Origin of the sequence: Pseudorhodoferax sp. LjRoot39 (assembly GCF_964253035.1) — a bacterium.
GTDB lineage: Bacteria > Pseudomonadota > Gammaproteobacteria > Burkholderiales > Burkholderiaceae_C > Pseudorhodoferax.
Map to the genome: position 1 here is coordinate 1,173,198 of NZ_CAXUQL020000001.1, position 18,059 is coordinate 1,191,256.

General features: G+C 71.5%; 13 protein-coding genes. 8 read left to right on the plus strand and 5 right to left on the minus strand.

Going from position 1 to position 18,059, the window contains the following annotated elements:
* Positions 1-89 precede the first annotated feature (89 nt).
* Together recB and recC are read right to left on the minus strand one after the other, a co-directional pair.
* A complete protein-coding gene (gene recB, locus ACSQ4M_RS05600; RefSeq protein ID WP_436188609.1) occupies positions 90-3,797 on the minus strand; it encodes an exodeoxyribonuclease V subunit beta in 3,708 nt (1,235 codons plus the stop codon).
* Complete coding sequence (gene recC / locus ACSQ4M_RS05605; protein WP_436188610.1) at positions 3,794-7,333, minus strand: exodeoxyribonuclease V subunit gamma; 3,540 nt, start codon at positions 7,331-7,333, stop codon at positions 3,794-3,796. The genes recB and recC overlap by 4 nt, the downstream gene beginning before the upstream one ends.
* 61 nt (positions 7,334-7,394) lie before the next feature.
* Here recC and ACSQ4M_RS05610 point away from each other — a divergent pair, with 61 nt between their 5' ends.
* From ACSQ4M_RS05610 to ACSQ4M_RS05645, 8 genes are all read left to right on the plus strand, one after another.
* Positions 7,395-8,477 carry a homocysteine S-methyltransferase family protein gene (locus tag ACSQ4M_RS05610; RefSeq protein WP_436188611.1) on the plus strand — a complete coding sequence of 361 codons (1,083 nt, stop codon included), beginning with the start codon at positions 7,395-7,397 and terminating at the stop codon, positions 8,475-8,477.
* 10 nt (positions 8,478-8,487) lie between these two features.
* Positions 8,488-9,354 carry an alpha/beta hydrolase gene (locus ACSQ4M_RS05615; protein WP_436188612.1) on the plus strand — a complete coding sequence of 289 codons (867 nt, stop codon included), beginning with the start codon at positions 8,488-8,490 and terminating at the stop codon, positions 9,352-9,354.
* A 55-nt stretch (positions 9,355-9,409) separates the two neighbouring features.
* Positions 9,410-10,108, plus strand: coding sequence for a phosphoribosyltransferase (locus tag ACSQ4M_RS05620; RefSeq protein ID WP_436188613.1), 699 nt, complete (start codon positions 9,410-9,412; stop codon positions 10,106-10,108).
* Between the two features lie 140 nt (positions 10,109-10,248).
* Positions 10,249-11,358 (plus strand): ABC transporter substrate-binding protein, encoded by a 1,110-nt coding sequence (locus tag ACSQ4M_RS05625; protein WP_436188614.1) that lies wholly within the window; start codon positions 10,249-10,251, stop codon positions 11,356-11,358.
* Positions 11,358-12,035: an isochorismatase family protein gene (locus ACSQ4M_RS05630; RefSeq protein WP_436188615.1), complete on the plus strand. Its 678-nt coding sequence runs from the start codon at positions 11,358-11,360 to the stop codon at positions 12,033-12,035. Before ACSQ4M_RS05625 ends, ACSQ4M_RS05630 begins: the two co-directional genes overlap by 1 nt.
* Positions 12,032-12,790, plus strand: coding sequence for an ABC transporter permease (locus ACSQ4M_RS05635; RefSeq protein WP_436188616.1), 759 nt, complete (start codon positions 12,032-12,034; stop codon positions 12,788-12,790). Before ACSQ4M_RS05630 ends, ACSQ4M_RS05635 begins: the two co-directional genes overlap by 4 nt.
* Positions 12,790-13,620, plus strand: a complete 831-nt coding sequence (locus ACSQ4M_RS05640) for an ABC transporter ATP-binding protein (RefSeq protein WP_436188617.1) — start codon at positions 12,790-12,792, stop codon at positions 13,618-13,620. The genes ACSQ4M_RS05635 and ACSQ4M_RS05640 overlap by 1 nt, the downstream gene beginning before the upstream one ends.
* Positions 13,592-14,311, plus strand: a complete 720-nt coding sequence (locus ACSQ4M_RS05645; protein WP_436188618.1) for a GntR family transcriptional regulator — start codon at positions 13,592-13,594, stop codon at positions 14,309-14,311. The genes ACSQ4M_RS05640 and ACSQ4M_RS05645 overlap by 29 nt, the downstream gene beginning before the upstream one ends.
* Before the next feature lie 302 nt (positions 14,312-14,613).
* Here ACSQ4M_RS05645 and ACSQ4M_RS05650 read toward each other — a convergent pair whose 3' ends face one another.
* The 3 genes from ACSQ4M_RS05650 to araD are packed head-to-tail and all read right to left on the minus strand — an operon-like array spanning position 14,614 to position 18,054.
* Positions 14,614-15,573, minus strand: coding sequence for a tripartite tricarboxylate transporter substrate binding protein (locus ACSQ4M_RS05650; protein ID WP_436188619.1), 960 nt, complete (start codon positions 15,571-15,573; stop codon positions 14,614-14,616).
* A 23-nt stretch (positions 15,574-15,596) separates the two neighbouring features.
* Positions 15,597-16,307: a ribonuclease activity regulator RraA gene (locus ACSQ4M_RS05655; RefSeq protein WP_436188620.1), complete on the minus strand. Its 711-nt coding sequence runs from the start codon at positions 16,305-16,307 to the stop codon at positions 15,597-15,599.
* Between the two features lie 16 nt (positions 16,308-16,323).
* Positions 16,324-18,054, minus strand: coding sequence for an L-arabinonate dehydratase (gene araD, locus ACSQ4M_RS05660; RefSeq protein WP_436188621.1), 1,731 nt, complete (start codon positions 18,052-18,054; stop codon positions 16,324-16,326).
* Positions 18,055-18,059: the final 5 nt, after the last annotated feature.

Genomic DNA, 18,059 nt, shown 5'->3' on the forward strand with positions numbered 1-18,059 from the left:
GGGCGCATAGCGCGATCACCCCGCAGTTGAGGGCATTCGAAGGGGCCAAGGGCAATGTTCATGCGGCTCTTCTGATAGGCAGCGAGCGGTCAACTGCCGGATCCAGGATCACGGCGGAACAGGGTGTCCAGGGCCTCGATCAAGGCGCGTGGCGGCTTCGTCGCGAACACGCCCTGCGTGTCAGCCTCGGCCCCACGCAGGAACAGGTACAGCGCGCCGCCCACATGGCGGTCGTAGTCGTAATCGGGCAGCCGTGCACCCAGCAGCCGGTGCAGCGCGAACACGTAGAGCAGGTACTGCACGTCGTAGCGGTGCGCGAGCAGGGCCTGCTGCATGGCGGCGGCGTCGTAGGCGCGGGCATCGGGGCCGAGCCAGTTCGACTTGTAGTCGGCCACCCAGTAGCGGCCCTCGTGCTCGAACACCAGGTCCATGAAGCCCTTGAGCATGCCGGCCAGCCGCGTGCCGGCCAGGGCCGGGCGCGGGGCGGCATCGAAGGTGTGGGCCGTGACGAGCGCGTCGATGGCGCGCGTGTCGGCCCGGTGGATGGGGAACCAGAATTCGAGTTCGGTCTGGTACTGGGCCAGGCCGTCCAGCGCCGCGGGCGCCGCGTGACCGGGCAGCACGAGCGGCAGCTGCAGCCAGCGCAACACCCAGTCGCACAGGGGAGCGATCCAGGCCTCCCAGCCGCGCACGGCACAGCGGCGCGCGACGAGGTCGCGCAGCGCCTGCGGCTGCGCCACGACCTTGGCAAAACCCTGCAGTGCGCACCATTCCAGCAGGCCGTGCAGGAAGCTGCCGGGCTCGGCGCCGCGCGGGAAGGCGTGCCAGCTGCCGGCTGCCGGCGCGCGCGGGCTCTCGGCTTCGTCGGCGGGCTCGGCCTCTTCCAGGGCCTGGTCCTGGCGTGCGTCCTCCGGCTCGGCCGCCGTGGCGCCGAGCTGCTGTACCAGCGCCGAGTAGCTCGCGATCCACCAGGGCGCATGGCCCTGGCGCTGCGGCTGGCGCGCCGGCCCCACGGGCGGCGGCGCGGCGGCCTGCCAGGTCGCGTCGTCGGGCACGGGCGCGGCTTCCAGCGCGATGTCGGCGCAGCCCGCGGCCAGGGCCTGCAGCTGGGCGCGGTAGCCGGCCAGGTCGTCGATGGGGGCGCCGCCCGAAAGCACATGGCCCAGCGCGCTGCGGTGCAGTTGGGGCTTGCCGGCGTTGCCGGGGGCCAGCGGCGCCACACCCAGCCACAGGCCGTGGCGCGCGCGGGTGAGCGCCACGTACAGGAGGCGCAGGTCCTCGGCCAGCCGCTCTTCCTCGGCCAGGGCGCGGGCCTGGGTGTACTGGCCGTCCAGTTCGAGCACGCGCGCGTCGGCCGCGGTGTCATGAAAGCCCAGCGTTTCCTGCTTGCCGCTGCGCGTTTCGCGCCAGGCACTGATGAAGGGCAGCAGCACCAGCGGGTACTCCAGGCCCTTGGACTTGTGGATGGTGACGACCTTGATCAGCGCGGCATCGCTCTCCAGCCGCAGGATGTCTTCCTCGCCCTCGGGATGGGCCAGGCGCTCGGCCAGCGCGCGCAGCAGCGCATGCTCGCCGTCGAGTTCCATGGCGCGGCGCTGCAGCCACTCCGCCAGGTGCAGCACGTTGGTCAGCCGGCGTTCGCCACCCGGCTCGGCCAGCCAGCGTGCAGGCAGGCCGAAGTCGTGCAGCAGCTGGTGCAGCATGGGCAGCACGCCGTGGCGCTGCCACAGCTCGCGCAGCGCGCGAAAGCGCAGCGCCAGGGCCTCCCAGGCCAGTTCGTCCTCGCGCAGTCGGGCCAGCTCGGCCAGCGGCATGTCCAGGGTGCGCGTGGCCAGGGCGCTGCGCAGCAGGGCTTCGTCGGAAGGCAGCGCGCAGGCGCGCAGCCAGTGCAGCAGGTCCTGCGCCTCGGGCGTGGCGAACACCGAGGCGCGGTCGGACAGGTAGACGCTGCGCAGTCCGCGCGCCGCGAGTGCCGCGCGCACGGCATCGGCCTCGCTGCCGCTGCGCACGAGCACGGCGATGTCGGCCGGGCGCAGCGGCTGCAGACTGTCCCAGTGGACAAAGCCGGTGCGGCCCGCGTCGGCGCCGCGCAGCCAATGCACGACGGCGCTGGCGCTGGTCTCGGCCATGCGGCTGCGGTACTCGGCGCTGCCCACGCGCGGCTTGTCGGCATCGTGCGGTGGCTCCAGCGACCACAGCGTCAGCGCGGCCGCCGGCGCACCGTCGATCTGCAGCCACTCGGGCCGGCCCTCGGCCTGCACGGGCACGAAGGGCACCGGGTTGTCGCCATCCTGCGCGAAGCGGAAGGCCGCGCGCGGCTGCTGCTCGGCGTGCAGGAACACATGGTTGACGGCGCGCACCACGGCCGCGGTGGAGCGGTAGTTGGTGTCCAGCGCGTAGAGGGCGTCGCCGACATCGCGGCGCGCGCGCAGGTAGGTGCGGATGTCGGCACCGCGGAAGCCGTAGATGGCCTGCTTGGGGTCGCCGATCATGACCAGGCCCCTGTCGCGGTCAGCGCGTTCGCCGCCGTCCACGGCGTAGATGCGCCGGAAGATGCGGTACTGCACAGGGTCGGTGTCCTGGAACTCGTCGATCAGCGCGAGCGGGAACTGCGCGCGGATGCGCGCGGCCAGCGCCGCGCCGCCGTCGCCGTGCAGCGCGCCGTCCAGCTGCTGCAGCAGGTCGTCGAAGCCGAGCTCGGCCCGGCGCAGCTTCTCGGCGGCCAGGGCCGCGCGCAGCGCGTGGGCGGCCTGCGCGGCCAGGCGGGCGCGCAGTTCGTCGATGGCGATGCCTTCGCTGGCCTCCAGCCACGCGTCGAGGGCGTGTAGCGCGGGATGCTCGGGCAGCTGCTGGTTCTTCTTGAGCCGGGCGCCGGCCAGGCCGAACAGCGCGATGTTCCTGGGCGCGGGCGCGCCCTGGCTCCAGTCGGCCAGGGCCTGCAGCCAGCCGGCGAAGACGGCCTCGTCGTCCTTGCTGCGGTAGCTGGTGCTGCTCAGGTGGGGCCGGGCGGCGTGCCACAGGCGTTCGAGGTCTTCGCGCGCGGCGGCCCAGGCGGTGCGCGCCGTGTGCTCCAGCGCATCGGCGTGCTGGCGCGCCGCGCCCGCGGCGTGCAGCGCGGCCAGCGCGTCGTCGGCCTCGGGCAGCGCGCTGCCCTGCAACTGCAGCAGCGCATCCTCGCGGCGCAGCAGCGGCTCGACGGCCTTCCAGAGCGCCTCGGGATTGGCGAAGCACTGCAACAGCATCTGCGCCGCCGGTGCCGCGAGCGGGTAGTAATGGCGGCGCCAGTGGTCCTGCAGCACGCGCTGCTGCAGCTCGGCCAGGTCGGTCTGCAGGGTCTGGCGGAACAGGCTGCCGCTGTCGAAGGCGTGCTCGCGCAGCATGCGCCAGGCCCAGCCGTGGATGGTGGCCACGGCCGCCTCGTCCATCCACTGCGCGGCCACGCGCAGGCGGTGCGCGCAGGCCGGCCATTGCGCGGGCGGGAAGTCGGCGCGCAGCGCGTCCAGCACGTCGCCGGGCGCGGGCTCGGCCTCGCCCGCGAACACGCGCGCGGCCTCGTCCAGCCGCGCGCGGATGCGCTCGCGCAGCTCCTGCGTGGCGGCCTCGGTGAAGGTCACGACCAGGATCTCGGGTGGCGTCAGCGCGCGCGCGAAGGCCGCGCCGTCAGTGCCATGGCCCAGCACCAGGCGCAGGTACAGCAGCGCGATGGTGTAGGTCTTGCCGGTGCCGGCGCTGGCCTCGATCAGGCGCTGGCCGTGCAGTGGGAAGTGCAGGGGGTCCAGGGCTTGCACGTCGCTCATGCGGCGTCCTCCGCCGGCTGGCCCCCGTGCGCCCCGCCCAGGGCGCGCCAGAGCGGCCCGTACAGCGCCTCGCTCCAGTCCTGCAGGCCGCGGCCATCGGCCGTCTGCGCGGCCTGCAGCGCGGCGAAATCGGCGAACACGCGCGCAAGCGCCGGGCGCTGGCCTTCGCCGCTCGCGTGCTGGCCGCCTTCGTAGAGCGCCTGCGCGTTGCGCGGCTCGCCGGCCAGCACCGCGAACGCGGTCTTGCAGGCCACGGGCAGCGGCTCGGCCAGGCCCGCGGCCCAGGCCTGCACGAGCGCGGACAGCGTGGCCCTGGCGGCTTCGGCGTCGAGTGCGGGCAGGCGCAGCAGGCCCGATTCGCTGGCCAGCAGCGTGAGCGTGGGGCCGGCGGCGATCTGCAGCGCGAGGTGCGTGGGCCAGTGCCGCACGATGTGGTGCCAGGCCAGCGTGGGGCCCTTGTGCAGCCGGCCGTTGGCCAACACCAGGCAGGCCGGCAGCTGCTCGGCATCCGCAGGCAGGCGGCGCTGCGGCAGCGCATCGTCGAAGGCGATGGCCGTGGCCGGATCGGTCCAGCGCAGCGCGTGGCGCTGGTCCTCCAGCGCGGGCCAGCCGTCCAGCGCGTCCAGGTAGTGGCCCAGCGTGCGCAGGAGCGGCTGGGCCAGCGCACTTTCGGCGATCCGGCCGAAGGCCTGTAGCGGCAGCTGGCCGGCGCGGGCGAGCGCGGCGGTCTGTTCGGCCAGTGCGTCGGCCAGGCCGGCACGCGCGGCGGCGGGGCTCGGCTGGGTGTCGCACCAGGGCTGCAGCGCGGCGCGCAGATCGCGCTCCAGCGTCCATTGCTGCAGGCTGTCCAGGCCGAAGGCCTCGTCGTCCTGCGTGTCCTCGGCGTGCAGCGCCAGGCCGGTCTGCAGGCGCTGGCGGAAGAAGGCCTCCACGGGCTGGGCGAGGAAGTCGGCCAGCGGGCGCAGCGGCTGGGCGTTCTCTGGCTGCCAGGCCGCCAACGGCGCGCCAGGGCCGCGCGCGGGGGCGGTCTGCCCATGGGCGGCCTGCCATTCGCGGCCGTAGCTGTAGAGACCGTCGATGGCGGGAGCGGCCGGTGCGTCGGGTGCGAAGTAACGCGGGCTGAAGGGCTGCAGCGGGTGCTCGGTCGTCAGGGCCTGGAGCAGGTCGGCGCCGTCGGCCGTCTGCCAGCCGGCCGCGAGGTGGTCGCGCAGCTGGCCGATCAGCACGCTGGGGGCGCGCGCGCTGTGGTCGCGCACGTTGCGGCCAACCCAGCTGATGTAGAGCTGCTCGCGCGCCGACAGCAGGGCCTCGAGCAACAGGTAGCGGTCGTCGTCGCGGCGCGAGCGGTCGCCGGGGCGCCAGTCGCCCTGCATGAGGTCGAAGTCGGCATGCACCATGGGGCGTGGGAAGTCGCCATCGTTCATGCCCAGCAGGCAGACCACGCGGAACGGGATCGCGCGCATGGGCATCAGCGTGCAGAAGCTCACGCCGCCCGTCATGAAGCGCTGCTGCAGGCCCTGCTGCTCGAGCACGGCCAGCCAGCGTTCGCGCACCACGGCCAGCGGCAGCGGCTGGTCGAAGCCGGCGTCCGAGCATTCGTCCAGCCACTGGTCCAGGCCCTGCAGCAGCTGCTGCACGCGCAGCTGCTCGCGCGCGTCCACGGGCGCGAAGAAGCTTTGCAGCAGCGCGCGCAGGCGCTCGGCCCACTGCAGTGGCGGGGCGGGGTCGTTCAAGGTGGCGAGCGTCTCACCGAGCGCGCGCAGCAGCGCGGCCAGCGGGCCCAGTGCAGCGGCGTCGAGCCCGCCGATCTCGTCGTAGGGCGCGATGCCATCAAAGGCCTCGCCCTCGCCGACCGCGAAACCCAGCAGCATGCGCGAGATGCCGAAGCGCCAGCTGTTGACCTCGCCGGCCGCGCCCAGCGCTTGCTGCGCGCGCTGGGCGGCGTCCAGGCCCCAGCGCACGCCCGCGCCCGCGATCCAGCGCTTGAGCTGGGGCAGGGCCTCGTCGTCCAGGCCGAAGCGCGCGCGCAGCGCGCCGACCTCCAGCAGGTCCAGCACGTCGCTGGCGGCGAAGCGGCTGTCGGGCAGCTGCAGCAGCAGCTCCAGCGCCACCAGCAGCGGCTCCTGGCCGCGCCGGCCCTGGTCGGCCACGGTGTAGGGAATGTGGCGTGCGTCGGCCCGCGGCAGGCGGCCGAAGACGGCCTCGATGTGCGGCGCGTAGGCGTCCACGTCGGGCAGCATCACGATCACGTCGCGTGGCTGCAGCGTGGGGTCGGCGTCGAAGCGGGCCAGCAGCTGGTCGTGCAGCACCTCGATCTCGCGCTGGGCCGAGTGCGTGCTGTGCAAGCGCAGCGAGCGGTCCTGCGCAGTGTCGACCGCGGGCCAGCGCGCGCGCGTCTCGGCCAGCGGGCGCAGGTCCAGGATGTCGTCCTGCAGCTGTTGCAGCAGGCCGGCGGGGGCGGCGTCGTCGCTGAACAGGTCGATGCGGCCGCTGCCCACACCCGACCAGGCCGCGCGGTACTGGTCGGGCGCATCGAAGCTGTCGATCAGGTGCAGGTAGTCGCGGCCCTGCTTGCCCCAGGCTGCCAGCAGCGGGTGGGCGTGCTGGTGCAGCGTGGCCTCGTCGAGCTGGGCGGGCATGCCGGCCCGGCGCGCCTGGCGGCGGTAGGGTCCGCGCAGCAGGTCCTGGTCGGCCACGATGTCGGTCCAGTGGTGGCGGCAGGGGTTGTGCACGAACAGCATGACCTGGGCCACGCCCGCGATCGCGGCCAGCGCCTGCAGCGTCTGCGCGGGCAGCGCCGAGATGCCGAACACCACCACGCGGCGCGGCAGTGCGACCGGCGCCGGGCCGCTGTGCGCCTGCAATGCGGCGATGAAGCGCTGGTGCACGCCGGCGCGGCTGCCGGCCTGGCCGGCGGCGCCGGCATCCAAGATCAGCGCGCGCCAGAGCAGGGCCTGCCAGCGTTGGTCGGCGGGCAGGGCATGTTCGCCGCGGCGCAGGTTGCGCACCACGTCGCGCCCCGCCGCCCAGTCTTCCAGCCAGTCGGCGCGGTAGACCTGGTACTGGTCGAACAGGTCGGCCAGGCGCTGGGCCAGCTGGTGGCGCTTGCGCAGGTCGGCGTCGTCGGCCAGAAAGCGGGTCAGCGGTTCGAAGCCCGGCTGCCCCAGCAGATCGGGCAGCAGGCGCATGAGCCGCCAGGTCAGCGGCGCCTCGTCCAGCGGCGAGCGCTCGGGCACGGCGTCGGCACCCAGCACGGCGCGGTAGGCGCGCCACAGGAACTGCGCGGGCAGCTGCAGCTGGGTGGCCGCCGTGATACCCAGGCCGCCGCCCGCGGGGTCGTCGGGGTGCGCGGCCAGCGCCAGCTTGAGCCACTGCGCGATGCCGTTGCTCTGCACCAGCACGACCTCGTTCTCCAGCGGCGCCAGCGGGTGGCGTCGCAGCCAGGCCACGAGCAGCTGGCGCAGGTCTTCCGGCCGGTTGCCGTGCAGCACCATGAGGCCGGGTTGCAGGGGAGTGGAGGGAAAGGCGCTGGGCATGCAGGGCTGCGATGCTAGCGCGCTGCGCTGCCACAAGGCGCTTTCTACAATCGCCCCCACCATGAAGCTTCCCGCCTACACCCGCGCCCAGCAACTGCCGGACATCCTCGCCCGGCGCATCGCTATCCTCGACGGCGCCATGGGCACCATGATCCAGCGCTTCAAGCTGACCGAAGCGCAGTACCGCGGGGAAGGGGTGAGGGCCCCCTTCGCCTCCCAGTACGAGCGCTTCAAGGACTTCCACAAGGACGTGAAGGGCAACAACGAGCTGCTCTCGCTGACCCGTCCCGATGTGATCTCCGACATCCACGAGCGTTACCTTGCAGCCGGCGCCGACCTCATCGAGACCAACACCTTCGGCGCCACCACGGTCGCGCAGGAAGACTACGAGATGGCGCACCTGGCGCGCGAGATGAACCTGGAAAGCGCCAGGCTGGCCCGCGCCGCCTGCGACAAATACAGCACGCCCGACAAGCCGCGCTTCGTCGCCGGCGCCCTGGGGCCCACGCCCAAGACCGCCAGCATCAGCCCCGACGTGAACGACCCGGGTGCGCGCAATGTCGATTTCGAGGCGCTGCGTGCGGCCTACTACGAGCAGACCGAAGCCCTGGTCGAGGGCGGTGCCGACGTGATCCTGGTCGAGACCATCTTCGACACGCTCAACGCCAAGGCCGCGCTGTTCGCGGTGGACGAGTACTTCGAGGCCAGCGGCCAGCGCCTGCCCATCCTGATCAGCGGCACCGTGACCGATGCCTCGGGCCGCATCCTGTCGGGCCAGACCGTGACGGCCTTCTGGCACAGCGTGCGCCATGCCCAGCCGCTGGCCATCGGCCTGAACTGCGCGCTGGGCGCCGCGCTGATGCGCCCGTACATCCAGGAGCTCAACCGCGTCGCGCCGGACACCTTCATCAGCTGCTACCCGAACGCCGGCCTGCCCAACCCCATGAGCGACACCGGCTTCGACGAGACGCCGGCCGACACCTCCAAGCTGCTGCACGAGTTCGCGGCCGAAGGCCTGGTCAACATCGTGGGCGGCTGCTGCGGCACCACGCCCGAGCACATCGCGGCCATCGGCCAGGCGGTGGCGCCGCTGGCCACGCGCGCGGTGCCGGCACGCACGGCGTTCTACCCGGCCGCGGCCTGAACGGCCCACCATGGCCTTCACCTTTCCCCACGGCTTCGCCAGCCAGCCGGAGATCGACGAGGCCTACGACCCGTTCCGCCGGGCCCACGATGCCGCGGCGTCCAACCGCCATTTCGCCGAGCGCAGCGAAGAGGCCCGGCGCACCTTGCCGCACCGGCTCGGCGTGCCCTACGGCCCCACGCTGGCCGAGACGCTGGACATCTTCCCGGCCGCGCAGCCCGGCGCGCCCGTGTTCTTCTTCGTCCATGGCGGTTACTGGCGCGCCCGCGCCGCGCGCGACTTTAGCTGCGTGGCCCTGGGCCCGCAGGCCATGGGCTTCACCACGGTGGTGATCGACTACGCGCTGTGTCCCACGGTCACGCTGGACGAGCTGGTGCGCCAGGTGCGCGCGGCGGCTGCCTGGACCCTGCGCCACATCGCCGAGTTCAACGGCGACCCGGGCCGCGTCGTCATCGGCGGCAGCTCGGCCGGCGGCCACCTGGGCGCCATGCTGCTGACCACGCCCTGGTGCGCCGACTACGGCCTGCCCGACGATCCGTTTGCCGGTGCCGCGCTGCTCTCGGGCCTGTACGACATCGCGCCGCTGCGCTACAGCTACCTGCAGCCGCTGATCCAGCTGGACGAGGGCAGCGTGCGCCGCAACTCCCCCATGCACCGGGTGCGGCCCTGCGCGACGCCGCTGCTGCTGGCCTGGGGCGACGCCGAGCAGGCCGCCTTCGCGCAGCAGTCGCAGGGCCTGCACGCGGCCTGGCAGCAGGCCGGCAACCGCAGCGAACTGCTGGCACTGCCGGGCGCCGACCACTTCGAGGCCATGGTGCCCCTGGAGCAGCCGGACAGCGCACTGTGCCGCGCCCTGCGCGGCTTCGCCGGCGCTTGACGGCGGGCGGGCACGCGGCCTGCTACACCCACCGCGCCCTTGTCGACCGCCCGCCATGACCACTCCCCATTTCACCGAGCCGACCACCGGCTACTGGCAGCAGATCCTGCCCGCCACCGCGGCCGGCCCGGCCGACGGCCCCTGGCAGTACGGCTACCCGGCGCGCCTGCCCGACGGCCGCGTGCTGGTGCTCCCGATCCGCCAGATGGCGGGCCAGCCCGAACACGCCGTGGCCTCGCTGATCTGCAACCAGGCCGCGCTGGACGTGATCGATGCGCTGGGCGAGTTGCTGGCCGAGCGGCTGGCGCCGCTCCAGCCCGAGGCGGTGGTGGGCGTGCCCACGCTGGGTCTGTCCTTCGCGCCCATCGTGGCGCGCCGGCTCGGCCTGTCGCGCATGGTGCCGCTGGGCTACTCGCGCAAGTTCTGGTACGACGAGGCGCTCTCGGGCGCCGTGCAGTCCATCACCACGCCCACGGCCGGCAAGCGCGTCTACCTCGATCCCAATCTGCTGCCGCTGGTGCGCGGCAAGCGCGTGGTGCTGGTGGACGATGCGGTCAGCAGCGGCAGCACCATCGCCGCGCCGTGGAATCTGCTGGCGGCCGCAGGCGCCACCGTGCTGGGCGTGGGTGTGGCCATGTGCCAGGGCCGGCGCTGGGCCGAGGTGCTGGGGCCGCAGCGTGCGGCCCAGGTGTTCGGTGTGTTCGACAGCCCGCTGCTGCAGGCTGTGCCCGAGGGCTGGGTTCGGCGGGCGTGAAGCCCGGAGCAGGGCGTTTGGTACGCAACTTGCGTTTCAGGGCGTAGCCCGCAACGTATCGCCAATCGTATACGTTTTGGTGCATGGCCCGCCCCGGGTCGGTGCACCGCGTCCGCCATCCCCGCCCCTCCGGAGCCGCCATGACCTCTTCGCCCAGCCCTTCCCGTTCCCTGTCGCGCCGCCGCCTGTTGCAGGCAGCCGGCGCTGTGGCCTGCGGCGCCGTGGCCGCGCCTGTGTTCGCGCAGACGCGCCCCATCAGCATCACGCTGCCCTGGGTCGTCAACGGCTCCAACTACTGGCCCATGGTCGGCAAGGAACTGGGCTACTTCAAGAAGCGCGGCATCGACCTCACGGTCTCGCGCGGCAACGGCTCGGTGGCCGCGGCGCAGGCCGTGGCCAACAAGCAGTTCGACCTGGGCGTGGTGTTCTTCGGCGGCACGCTCGTAAACATGGCGCGCGGCCTGCCGCTGCAGGCCCTGGCCACCGTGGGCTACGACGCGCTGATGGGCAACCTGGTGCTGGAGGATTCGCCGATCCGCGCGCCCAAAGATTTCGAAGGCAAGCGCGTGGGCACGGTCGCCACCTCCGCCGAGTCGCCGTACTGGACGGCCTACGCGGCCAAGACCGGCATCGACCTCGGCAAGGTCACGCGCCAGCAGCTCGATGCGCGCCTGATCGAGCGCGCACTGATGGACAAGCAGGTCGACGCCATCACCGCCATCGGTTCGTCCAGCATCCCGGTGCTCGACTCGCTGGGCGTGAAGACGCGCTTCATCCCCTGGGCCAAGACCGGCGTGCAGCTCTACGCAGCCCAGGTCATCGCGCGGCGCGAGACCATCGAGGCCGACGCCGGCCTGTGCCAGGCCATGGTCGACGGCATCCTCGAATCCGTGGTCTACACCCTCAAGAAGCCCGAGGAATCGCTGGAGATCCTCTACAAGGCCCAGCCCGAGATCGGCATGGCCAAGGGCGGCAAGGAGAATGCCAAGATCTCCCAGGGCCTGGCCCAGGCCACCATGGTCGCGCCCGAGGCCATCGAGCACGGCATGGGCTGGAGCAGCATCCCCACGCTGGCCGGCATGATCTCGCTGGCCGCGCGCGCCGGCGCGCTGACGGCCGATGCCAAGCCGCTGGTGCCCGAAGACCTGGCCACCAACCGCTTCGTCGGCAAGATCAAGCTCAGCAGCGCCGAGTGGGAGCAGATCCGCAAGAACGTGGCGCCGTACAACAAGATGCTCGGCCTGGCCTGATGCCGTTCACGCTGCCCACGCGGCCCGAGCCGCTGGCGGCCGAGCGCGCGCAGACCGCGCTGGTCGTCATCGACATGCAGAACGGCTACCTTTCGCCGGGCGGCTATCTGGACCTGGCGGGCTTCGACATCGCGGGCAGCCCGCCCGTGGTCGAACGCGCCGCGCGCGTGCTTGCGGCGGCAAGGGCGGCAGGTCTCATGGTCGTGCACGTGCGCAACGGCTGGACCGAGAGCCTGGCCGAGGCCGGCCCGGCGACGTCGCCGATGTGGCACAAGTCCAACCCGCTCAAGTACATGCGCAGCCACCCCGGCGCGCAGCTGCTGATCCGCGGCAGCTGGGACCATGCCTTCGTCGAACCCATGCAGCCGCTGCCTGGCGAGCCCGTGGTCGACAAGCCGCGCTACAGCGCCTTCGCCGGCACCAACCTCGAGATGCTGCTGCGCGCGCACGGCATCACCACGCTGGTGTTCGTCGGCGTCAACACCAATGTCTGCGTGGAGACCGCCGTGCGCGATGCCTTCCACCGCGAGTTCTTCGCCGTGATGGTGGCCGACGCCACGCTGCAGGCCGGCGCGCAGTCTGTGTTCGACGCCAGTGTGTTCAACACCGAGAAGTTCTTCGGCTGGACGATGTCGACCGACGACGCGGTGGCCTGTTTTGAAGGACTGCCCGCGTGAACGACGGACTGACGCCGCGGCGCATCGTGCTGCCGCTGCTGTTCGCGCTGGCCACGCTGGCGCTGTGGGAGGCCGTGGTGCGCGGCTTCGCGATCCGCGAGGTGCTGTTGCCCGCGCCCAGCGCGATCGCGCAGCGCCTGGTGGAGACCTTGCCCTTGCTCCTGCAGCACGCCTGGCCCACGGTCTGGGAAAGCCTGGCGGGCTTCGCCATCGCCTCGGTGCTGGGCGTGGCGCTGGCCGCGCTGCTGTCCACCTCGGCCCTCATGCGCGACATGCTGTACCCCAACGTCGTGCTGTTCCAGCTGATCCCCAAGATCGCGCTGGCGCCGCTGTTCATCGTCTGGCTGGGCATCGGCTTCCAGTCGCGGCTGACCTTCTCGGTGTTCATCAGCTTCTTCCCGGTCGTGATCGCCACGCTGGCCGGGCTGGACCATGTCGACAAGTCGCTGCTGCGCCTGTGCCGCGCGTTGACGGCCACGCCCTGGCAGGTGTTCACTTCGGTGCGGCTGCCGCATGCGCTGCCCTATGTGTTCAGCGGCATGAAGATCGCCACCACCTTCGCCATCATCGGCGTGATCGTGGGCGAGTTCATCACCTCGCAGGCCGGCCTCGGTTACCTGATCCTGTTCGCCTCGGCCCAGGCCGACACGGCGCTGATCCTCGCGGCCATCCTCGTGCTGTGCGTGTTCGGACTGGCGTTCTACGGGCTCGTCGCGGGCCTGGAGCGCTGGATGCAACAGAAGTTTGGCGCCTGATGTCTTCCGTTTCCCCTTCCTGGCTGCAGCCGCTCGCGACCCCGGCCGAGCGCGGCCAGGCCTATGTGTCCGTGCAGAACGTGCACAAGACCTACGCCACGCGCAACGGCGCCGTCCATGCCGTGCAGCATGCCGATTTCGACGTGGCCGAGGGCGACTTCCTGAGCCTGGTCGGTCCCAGTGGCTGCGGCAAGAGCACGCTGATGTCCATGGTCGGCGGGCTCGAGAATCCCAGCGCGGGCCGCATCCTGGTCGGCGGGGAGCCCGTCACCGCGCCGCGCCGCGACTTCGGCTACGTGTTCCAGGACGCCACGCTGCTGCCCTGGAAGAGCGTGCTGGACAACGTGCTGTTCCCGATCCGCACGCAGAAGCGCGTGGTGGCCGACTACCGCGCCGAGGCCGAGCGGCTGCTGCGGCTCACCGGCATCTGGGACTTCCGCGACAAGCGCCCGGCCGAACTCTCGGGCGGCATGCGCCAGCGCGTGGCGATCTGCCGCGGCCTCGTCAACGACCCGCGCCTGCTCATGATGGACGAGCCCTTCTCGGCGCTGGACGCGATCACGCGCGACGACATGAACCTCATGCTGGCCCAGCTCTGGGACCAGGTGCACAAGACGGCCGTGTTCATCACGCACAGCATCCGCGAGGCGGTCTACCTGTCCGACCGCGTGCTGGTGATGAACGCGCGGCCCTCGCGCATCGTGGCCGACATCCGCGTGCCCTTCGCGCGCCCGCGCCGGCCGCAGATGCAGGAAGACCCGGTGTTCAACAGCATCTGCAGCTTCGTGCGCGAGACCATCCATGCCGGGCATGCGGGCCGCAGCGCCTGAGGCGGCCACGCCGCTGCAGCGCCTGGTGGCCGAGCAGCGCGCAGCGCTGGGCGGTCGCTTCAGCACCGACGACATCGTGGCCGTGCTGCACCAGGCCATCGTGCGCGGCATCTTCCACCCGGGCCAGGCGCTGCGCCAGGACGAGCTGGCGGCCGAGTTCCAGGTCAGCAAGATCCCGCTGCGCGAGGCACTGCGCACGCTGCAGGCCCAGGGCTTCGTCGAGCTGCCGCTGAACCGTGGTGCACTCGTGCAGGCGCCGACGCTGGACCAGCTCAAGGACGCCTTCGAGCTGCGCCTCTTGGTCGAGCCCAGCCTCATGCGCACGGCCGCGCCGCTGCTCACGCGCGCCGACCTCGACGAAGCCGAGCGCCTGGTGCGCGCCATGGACAAGGCCGGCACGGCCTGGGCCTTCAGCGAACTCAACGTGCGTTTCCACGACCTGCTCTACGGCCCGGCGCAGCGCCCGCTGTCCAAGCAGATCCTGGCCATGCTGCAGGGGCACATTCAGCGCATGTCGTTCATGCAGCTGTCACTGGCGGGTTTCAACCGCAGCTCGAACGAAGACCACCGCGTGATCCTGGCGGCGTGCCGGAAGGGTGATGCGGAGGCGGCCGCGCGCGCCGTGGCGGCGCATGTGAAGGGGGTGCGCAAGATCGTGCTGGAGCTGGTGGCGCAGCAGGGCCTGGGCTGATCGCGAGCCGGCATCACTCTTGCATTCAGCGGCACTGTCTTCCGAATGGAGGTGTCGCGATGAGAACAGGCAGATCTCGCTCTGCATCGCGGACCTGGGACGGTGAGCGCCCCAGGTCTGGCCCGGGTTCACGTGCAGACGCGTCAGAGGAGCGGCCGCTGGGCGGGCGCTCCGGCGGCGTGCCCCAGCAGGCGATTTCCGAACGCTGGGACGTGCTGTGCACCCACCTGTACCGCTGCCGCTGCAGCCTGGCGCGCACCTGACGATGTCCCATGGCGGTGCATGGCGCACCGCCCCGGCGCTCACTCCGGCTCGATGCCCGCTGCCTTCGCCACCTTGCCCCACTTGACCATCTCGCTGCCGATGAAGGCCGCAAACTGCTCGGGCGTGCCGCCCACCGGCTCCACGCCGGCGGCCAGCATGCGCTCGCGCACGTCGGGCAGGGCCAGGATGCGCGTGGTCTCGGCCGCCAGCTTGGCAACCACGGCCTTGGGCGTGCCGGCCGGGGCCAGCAGGCCGCCCCAGGTGCTGGTCTCGTAGCCGGGCAGGCCGGCTTCGGCCACCGTGGGTACGTCGGGGAAGGCCGGCAGGCGCTTGGGCGTGGTCACGGCCAGCGCGCGCAGCTTGCCGCCCTTGATCTGGGCGCTGGTCGCGGCCAGCGTGTCGAACATGATGGAGACGCGGCCGCTCATGAGGTCCGGGTGCGCCAGCGTGCTGCCCTTGTAGGGGATGTGCTGCATCTGCAGGCCAGCCATGCTCTGGAACAGCTCGCCCGAGAAATGCGGCGCGCCACCGTTGCCGCTGGACGCGAAGCTGAGCTGGCCCGGGTTCTTCTTGCCGAAGGCGATCACGTCCTGCATGGTCTTGAACGGCGCATCGGGCGCGACCACCAGCACCAGCGGCACGGTGTGCGTCTGCACCACGGGCTCGAAGCTCTTGACCGTGTCGAACGGCAGCTTCTTGAACATGCTGGGGTTGATGGCGTGGCTGCTGGCCACCAGCGCCAGCACATGGCCGTCGGGCGCGCTCTTGGCCACGAAGTCGGTGCCGATCACGCCGGTGGCGCCGGTCTTGTTCTCGATGACGACCGGCTGGCCCCAGGCCTCGGTGAACTTCTGGCCGATCAGGCGCGCGGCCAGGTCGATCGCGCCGCCCGGGGAGGCGGGCACGACGATGGTCATGGGCTTGGTCGGGAAGGTCTGGGCGAAGGCGGGGGCGGCAAGCACCAGCGTGGCGGCCAGGGCGAATGTTCTGCGTTGCATGTCTCCTCCAGGTGGTTGGACTCTCAGCGGCCCTTGGCCTTGCGCCATTCGGCGAAGTCCGTGCGGCTCTTCTCTTCGGTCGGCGGGTACAGGCCCAGGATGCTGCGGCCTTCCATGACCTTCTCCTGCACGAAGTCCTCGAACACCGTCATCTCGGTGGCCTCGGCCGCGATCTCGTCGGCCAGGTGTGCGGGGATGACCAGCACGCCTTCGGCGTCGCCGACGACCACGTCGCCCGGGAACACCGGCGCGTCGCCGCAGCCGATCGGGCCGTTGATCTCGATGGCCTCGTGCAGCGTCAAATTGGTCGGCGCGCTGGGCTGGCGGTGGTAGGCCGGCATGGCGTACTTGGCGATGTCGGGGCTGTCGCGGAAGCCGCCGTCGGTCACCACGCCGGCCACGCCGCGCTGCATCAGGCGCGCCACCAGGATGCCGCCGGCCGAGGCGGCGCGCGCGTCCTTGCGGCTGTCGATGACCATCACGGCGCCGGGCGGGCAGTCTTCCACGGCCTTGCGCTGCGGATGGTCGCGGTTCTGGAACACCTCGATGCCGTTGCGGTCCTCGCGCGCCGGCATGTAGCGCAGCGTGAAGGCCTCGCCGACCATGTTGGGGCCGTTGGGGTTCAGCGGGCGCACGTCCTGGACCATCTGGTTGCGCAGGCCGCGCTTGAACAGGGCGGTGCACAGGGTGGCGGTGCTGACCTTCATCAGCCGGTCGCGGGTTTCTTGCTTCATGCGGAGGTCTCCGGGTTCAAAAAATATCGGGCTCTGGGACGGGCTTGCCGAAGGTCGTCTCCAGGAAATCGAAGTCGCAGCCCTCGTTGGCCTGCTTGATGTGGCGGCCGAACATCCAGCCGTAGCCGCGCTCGTAGCGGGGCGGCGGGGCTGTCCAGGCGGCGCGGCGGGCGGCCATCTCCTCGTCGGAGATCTCGAGGTGGATGGTGCGGGCCGGCACGTCGACTGTGATGCGGTCGCCGGTCTTCACCAAGGCCAGCGGGCCACCGATGGCGGCCTCGGGCGAACAGTGCAGCAGGCAGCCGCCGTAGCTCGTGCCGCTCATGCGCGCGTCCGACAGGCGCAGCATGTCCTTCACGCCCAGCTTGAGCAGCTTGGTCGGGATCGGCAGCATGCCCCACTCGGGCATGCCGGCGCCCAAGGGACCTGCGTTGCGCAGCACCAGGATGTCGTCGCCCGTCACGTCCAGATCCGGGTCGTCCACGGCTTTCTTGAGGCTGGGGTAGTCGTCGAAGACCAATGCACGGCCGGTGTGGCGCAGCAGGTGCGGCGCCACCGCGCTGGGCTTGATGACCACGCCGTCGGGCGCCAGGTTGCCGCGCAGCACGGCCAGCGCGCCTTCGGCGTAGATGGGGTTGTCCAGCGGACGGATCACGTCGTCGTTGTAGACCTCGCTGCCGGCGATGTTCTCGCCGATGGTCTTGCCGTTGACGGTCAGGGCGTCGGTCTTGAGGTGCGGGCGGATGCGTTCCAGCATCGCGCGCAGGCCACCCGCGTAGAAGAAGTCTTCCATCAGGTAGGCGTCGCCGCTGGGCCGGATGTTGGCGATGACCTGCACGCGGCGGCTGAAGTCATCGAAGTCGTCCAGGCTCACGGGGTGGCCGGCCCGGCGCGACATCGCGATCAGATGGATGATGGCGTTGGTTGAGCAGCCCATGGCCATGGCACAGGCGATGCCGTTCTCGAAGTTGGCGCGCGTGAGCATCTTCGCGGGCGTCAGGTCGTCCCAGACCATGTCGACGATGCGGCGCCCGCATTCGGCGCTCATGCGCACATGGTTGGCGTCGGCGGCCGGGATGCTGCTGGCGCCGGGCAAGGTCAGGCCGATGGATTCGGCGATGCCCATCATCGTGGCGGCCGTTCCCATGGTCATGCAGGTGCCGTGGCTGCGCGCGATGCCGGCTTCCATTTCGTTCCAGGCCTGGTCGCTCAAGCGGCCGGCGCGGCGCTCGTCCCAGTACTTGAACGCGTCCGAGCCCGAGCCCAGCACCTGGCCCTTCCAGTTGCCGCGCAGCATGGGGCCGGCCGGCAGGTAGATGAAGGGGATGCCCATGCTGAGCGCGCCCATGGTCAAGCCCGGCGTGGTCTTGTCGCAGCCGCCCATCAGCACGGCGCCGTCCACCGGGTGGCTGCGCAGCAGCTCCTCGGTCTCCATCGCGAGGAAGTTGCGGTAGAGCATGGTGGTGGGCTTGACCATGCTTTCCGACAGGCTGATGGCCGGCAGCTCCAGCGGGAACCCTCCCGCCTGCAGCACGCCGCGCTTGACGTCTTCCACGCGCTGCTTGAAGTGCGTGTGGCACTGGTTGGCATCGCTCCAGGTGTTGACGATGGCGATGATGGGCTTGCCCTTCCAGTCCTCGTAGCCATAGCCCATCTGCAGCACGCGCGAGCGGTGGCCGAAGGAGCGGAAGTCGTCGGGGGCGAACCAGCGCGCGCTGCGCAGGCTGTCGTAGGTGCGTTGTGTCATCGTGG

Bases quoted from the DNA above. Each gene is read 5' to 3' on its own strand.
- ACSQ4M_RS05625 (WP_436188614.1), top strand. From the start codon at position 10,249: ATGACCTCTTCGCCCAGCCCTTCCCGTTCCCTGTCGCGCCGCCGCCTG.
- ACSQ4M_RS05645 (WP_436188618.1), top strand. From the start codon at position 13,592: ATGCCGGGCATGCGGGCCGCAGCGCCTGAGGCGGCCACGCCGCTGCAG.
- ACSQ4M_RS05655 (WP_436188620.1), bottom strand. From the start codon at position 16,307: ATGAAGCAAGAAACCCGCGACCGGCTGATGAAGGTCAGCACCGCCACC.
- ACSQ4M_RS05610 (WP_436188611.1), top strand. From the start codon at position 7,395: ATGAAGCTTCCCGCCTACACCCGCGCCCAGCAACTGCCGGACATCCTC.
- ACSQ4M_RS05650 (WP_436188619.1), bottom strand. From the start codon at position 15,573: ATGCAACGCAGAACATTCGCCCTGGCCGCCACGCTGGTGCTTGCCGCC.
- recB (WP_436188609.1), bottom strand. From the start codon at position 3,797: ATGAGCGACGTGCAAGCCCTGGACCCCCTGCACTTCCCACTGCACGGC.
- ACSQ4M_RS05620 (WP_436188613.1), top strand. From the start codon at position 9,410: ATGACCACTCCCCATTTCACCGAGCCGACCACCGGCTACTGGCAGCAG.
- recC (WP_436188610.1), bottom strand. From the start codon at position 7,333: ATGCCCAGCGCCTTTCCCTCCACTCCCCTGCAACCCGGCCTCATGGTG.
- araD (WP_436188621.1), bottom strand. From the start codon at position 18,054: ATGACACAACGCACCTACGACAGCCTGCGCAGCGCGCGCTGGTTCGCC.
- ACSQ4M_RS05630 (WP_436188615.1), top strand. From the start codon at position 11,358: ATGCCGTTCACGCTGCCCACGCGGCCCGAGCCGCTGGCGGCCGAGCGC.
- ACSQ4M_RS05615 (WP_436188612.1), top strand. From the start codon at position 8,488: ATGGCCTTCACCTTTCCCCACGGCTTCGCCAGCCAGCCGGAGATCGAC.
- ACSQ4M_RS05640 (WP_436188617.1), top strand. From the start codon at position 12,790: ATGTCTTCCGTTTCCCCTTCCTGGCTGCAGCCGCTCGCGACCCCGGCC.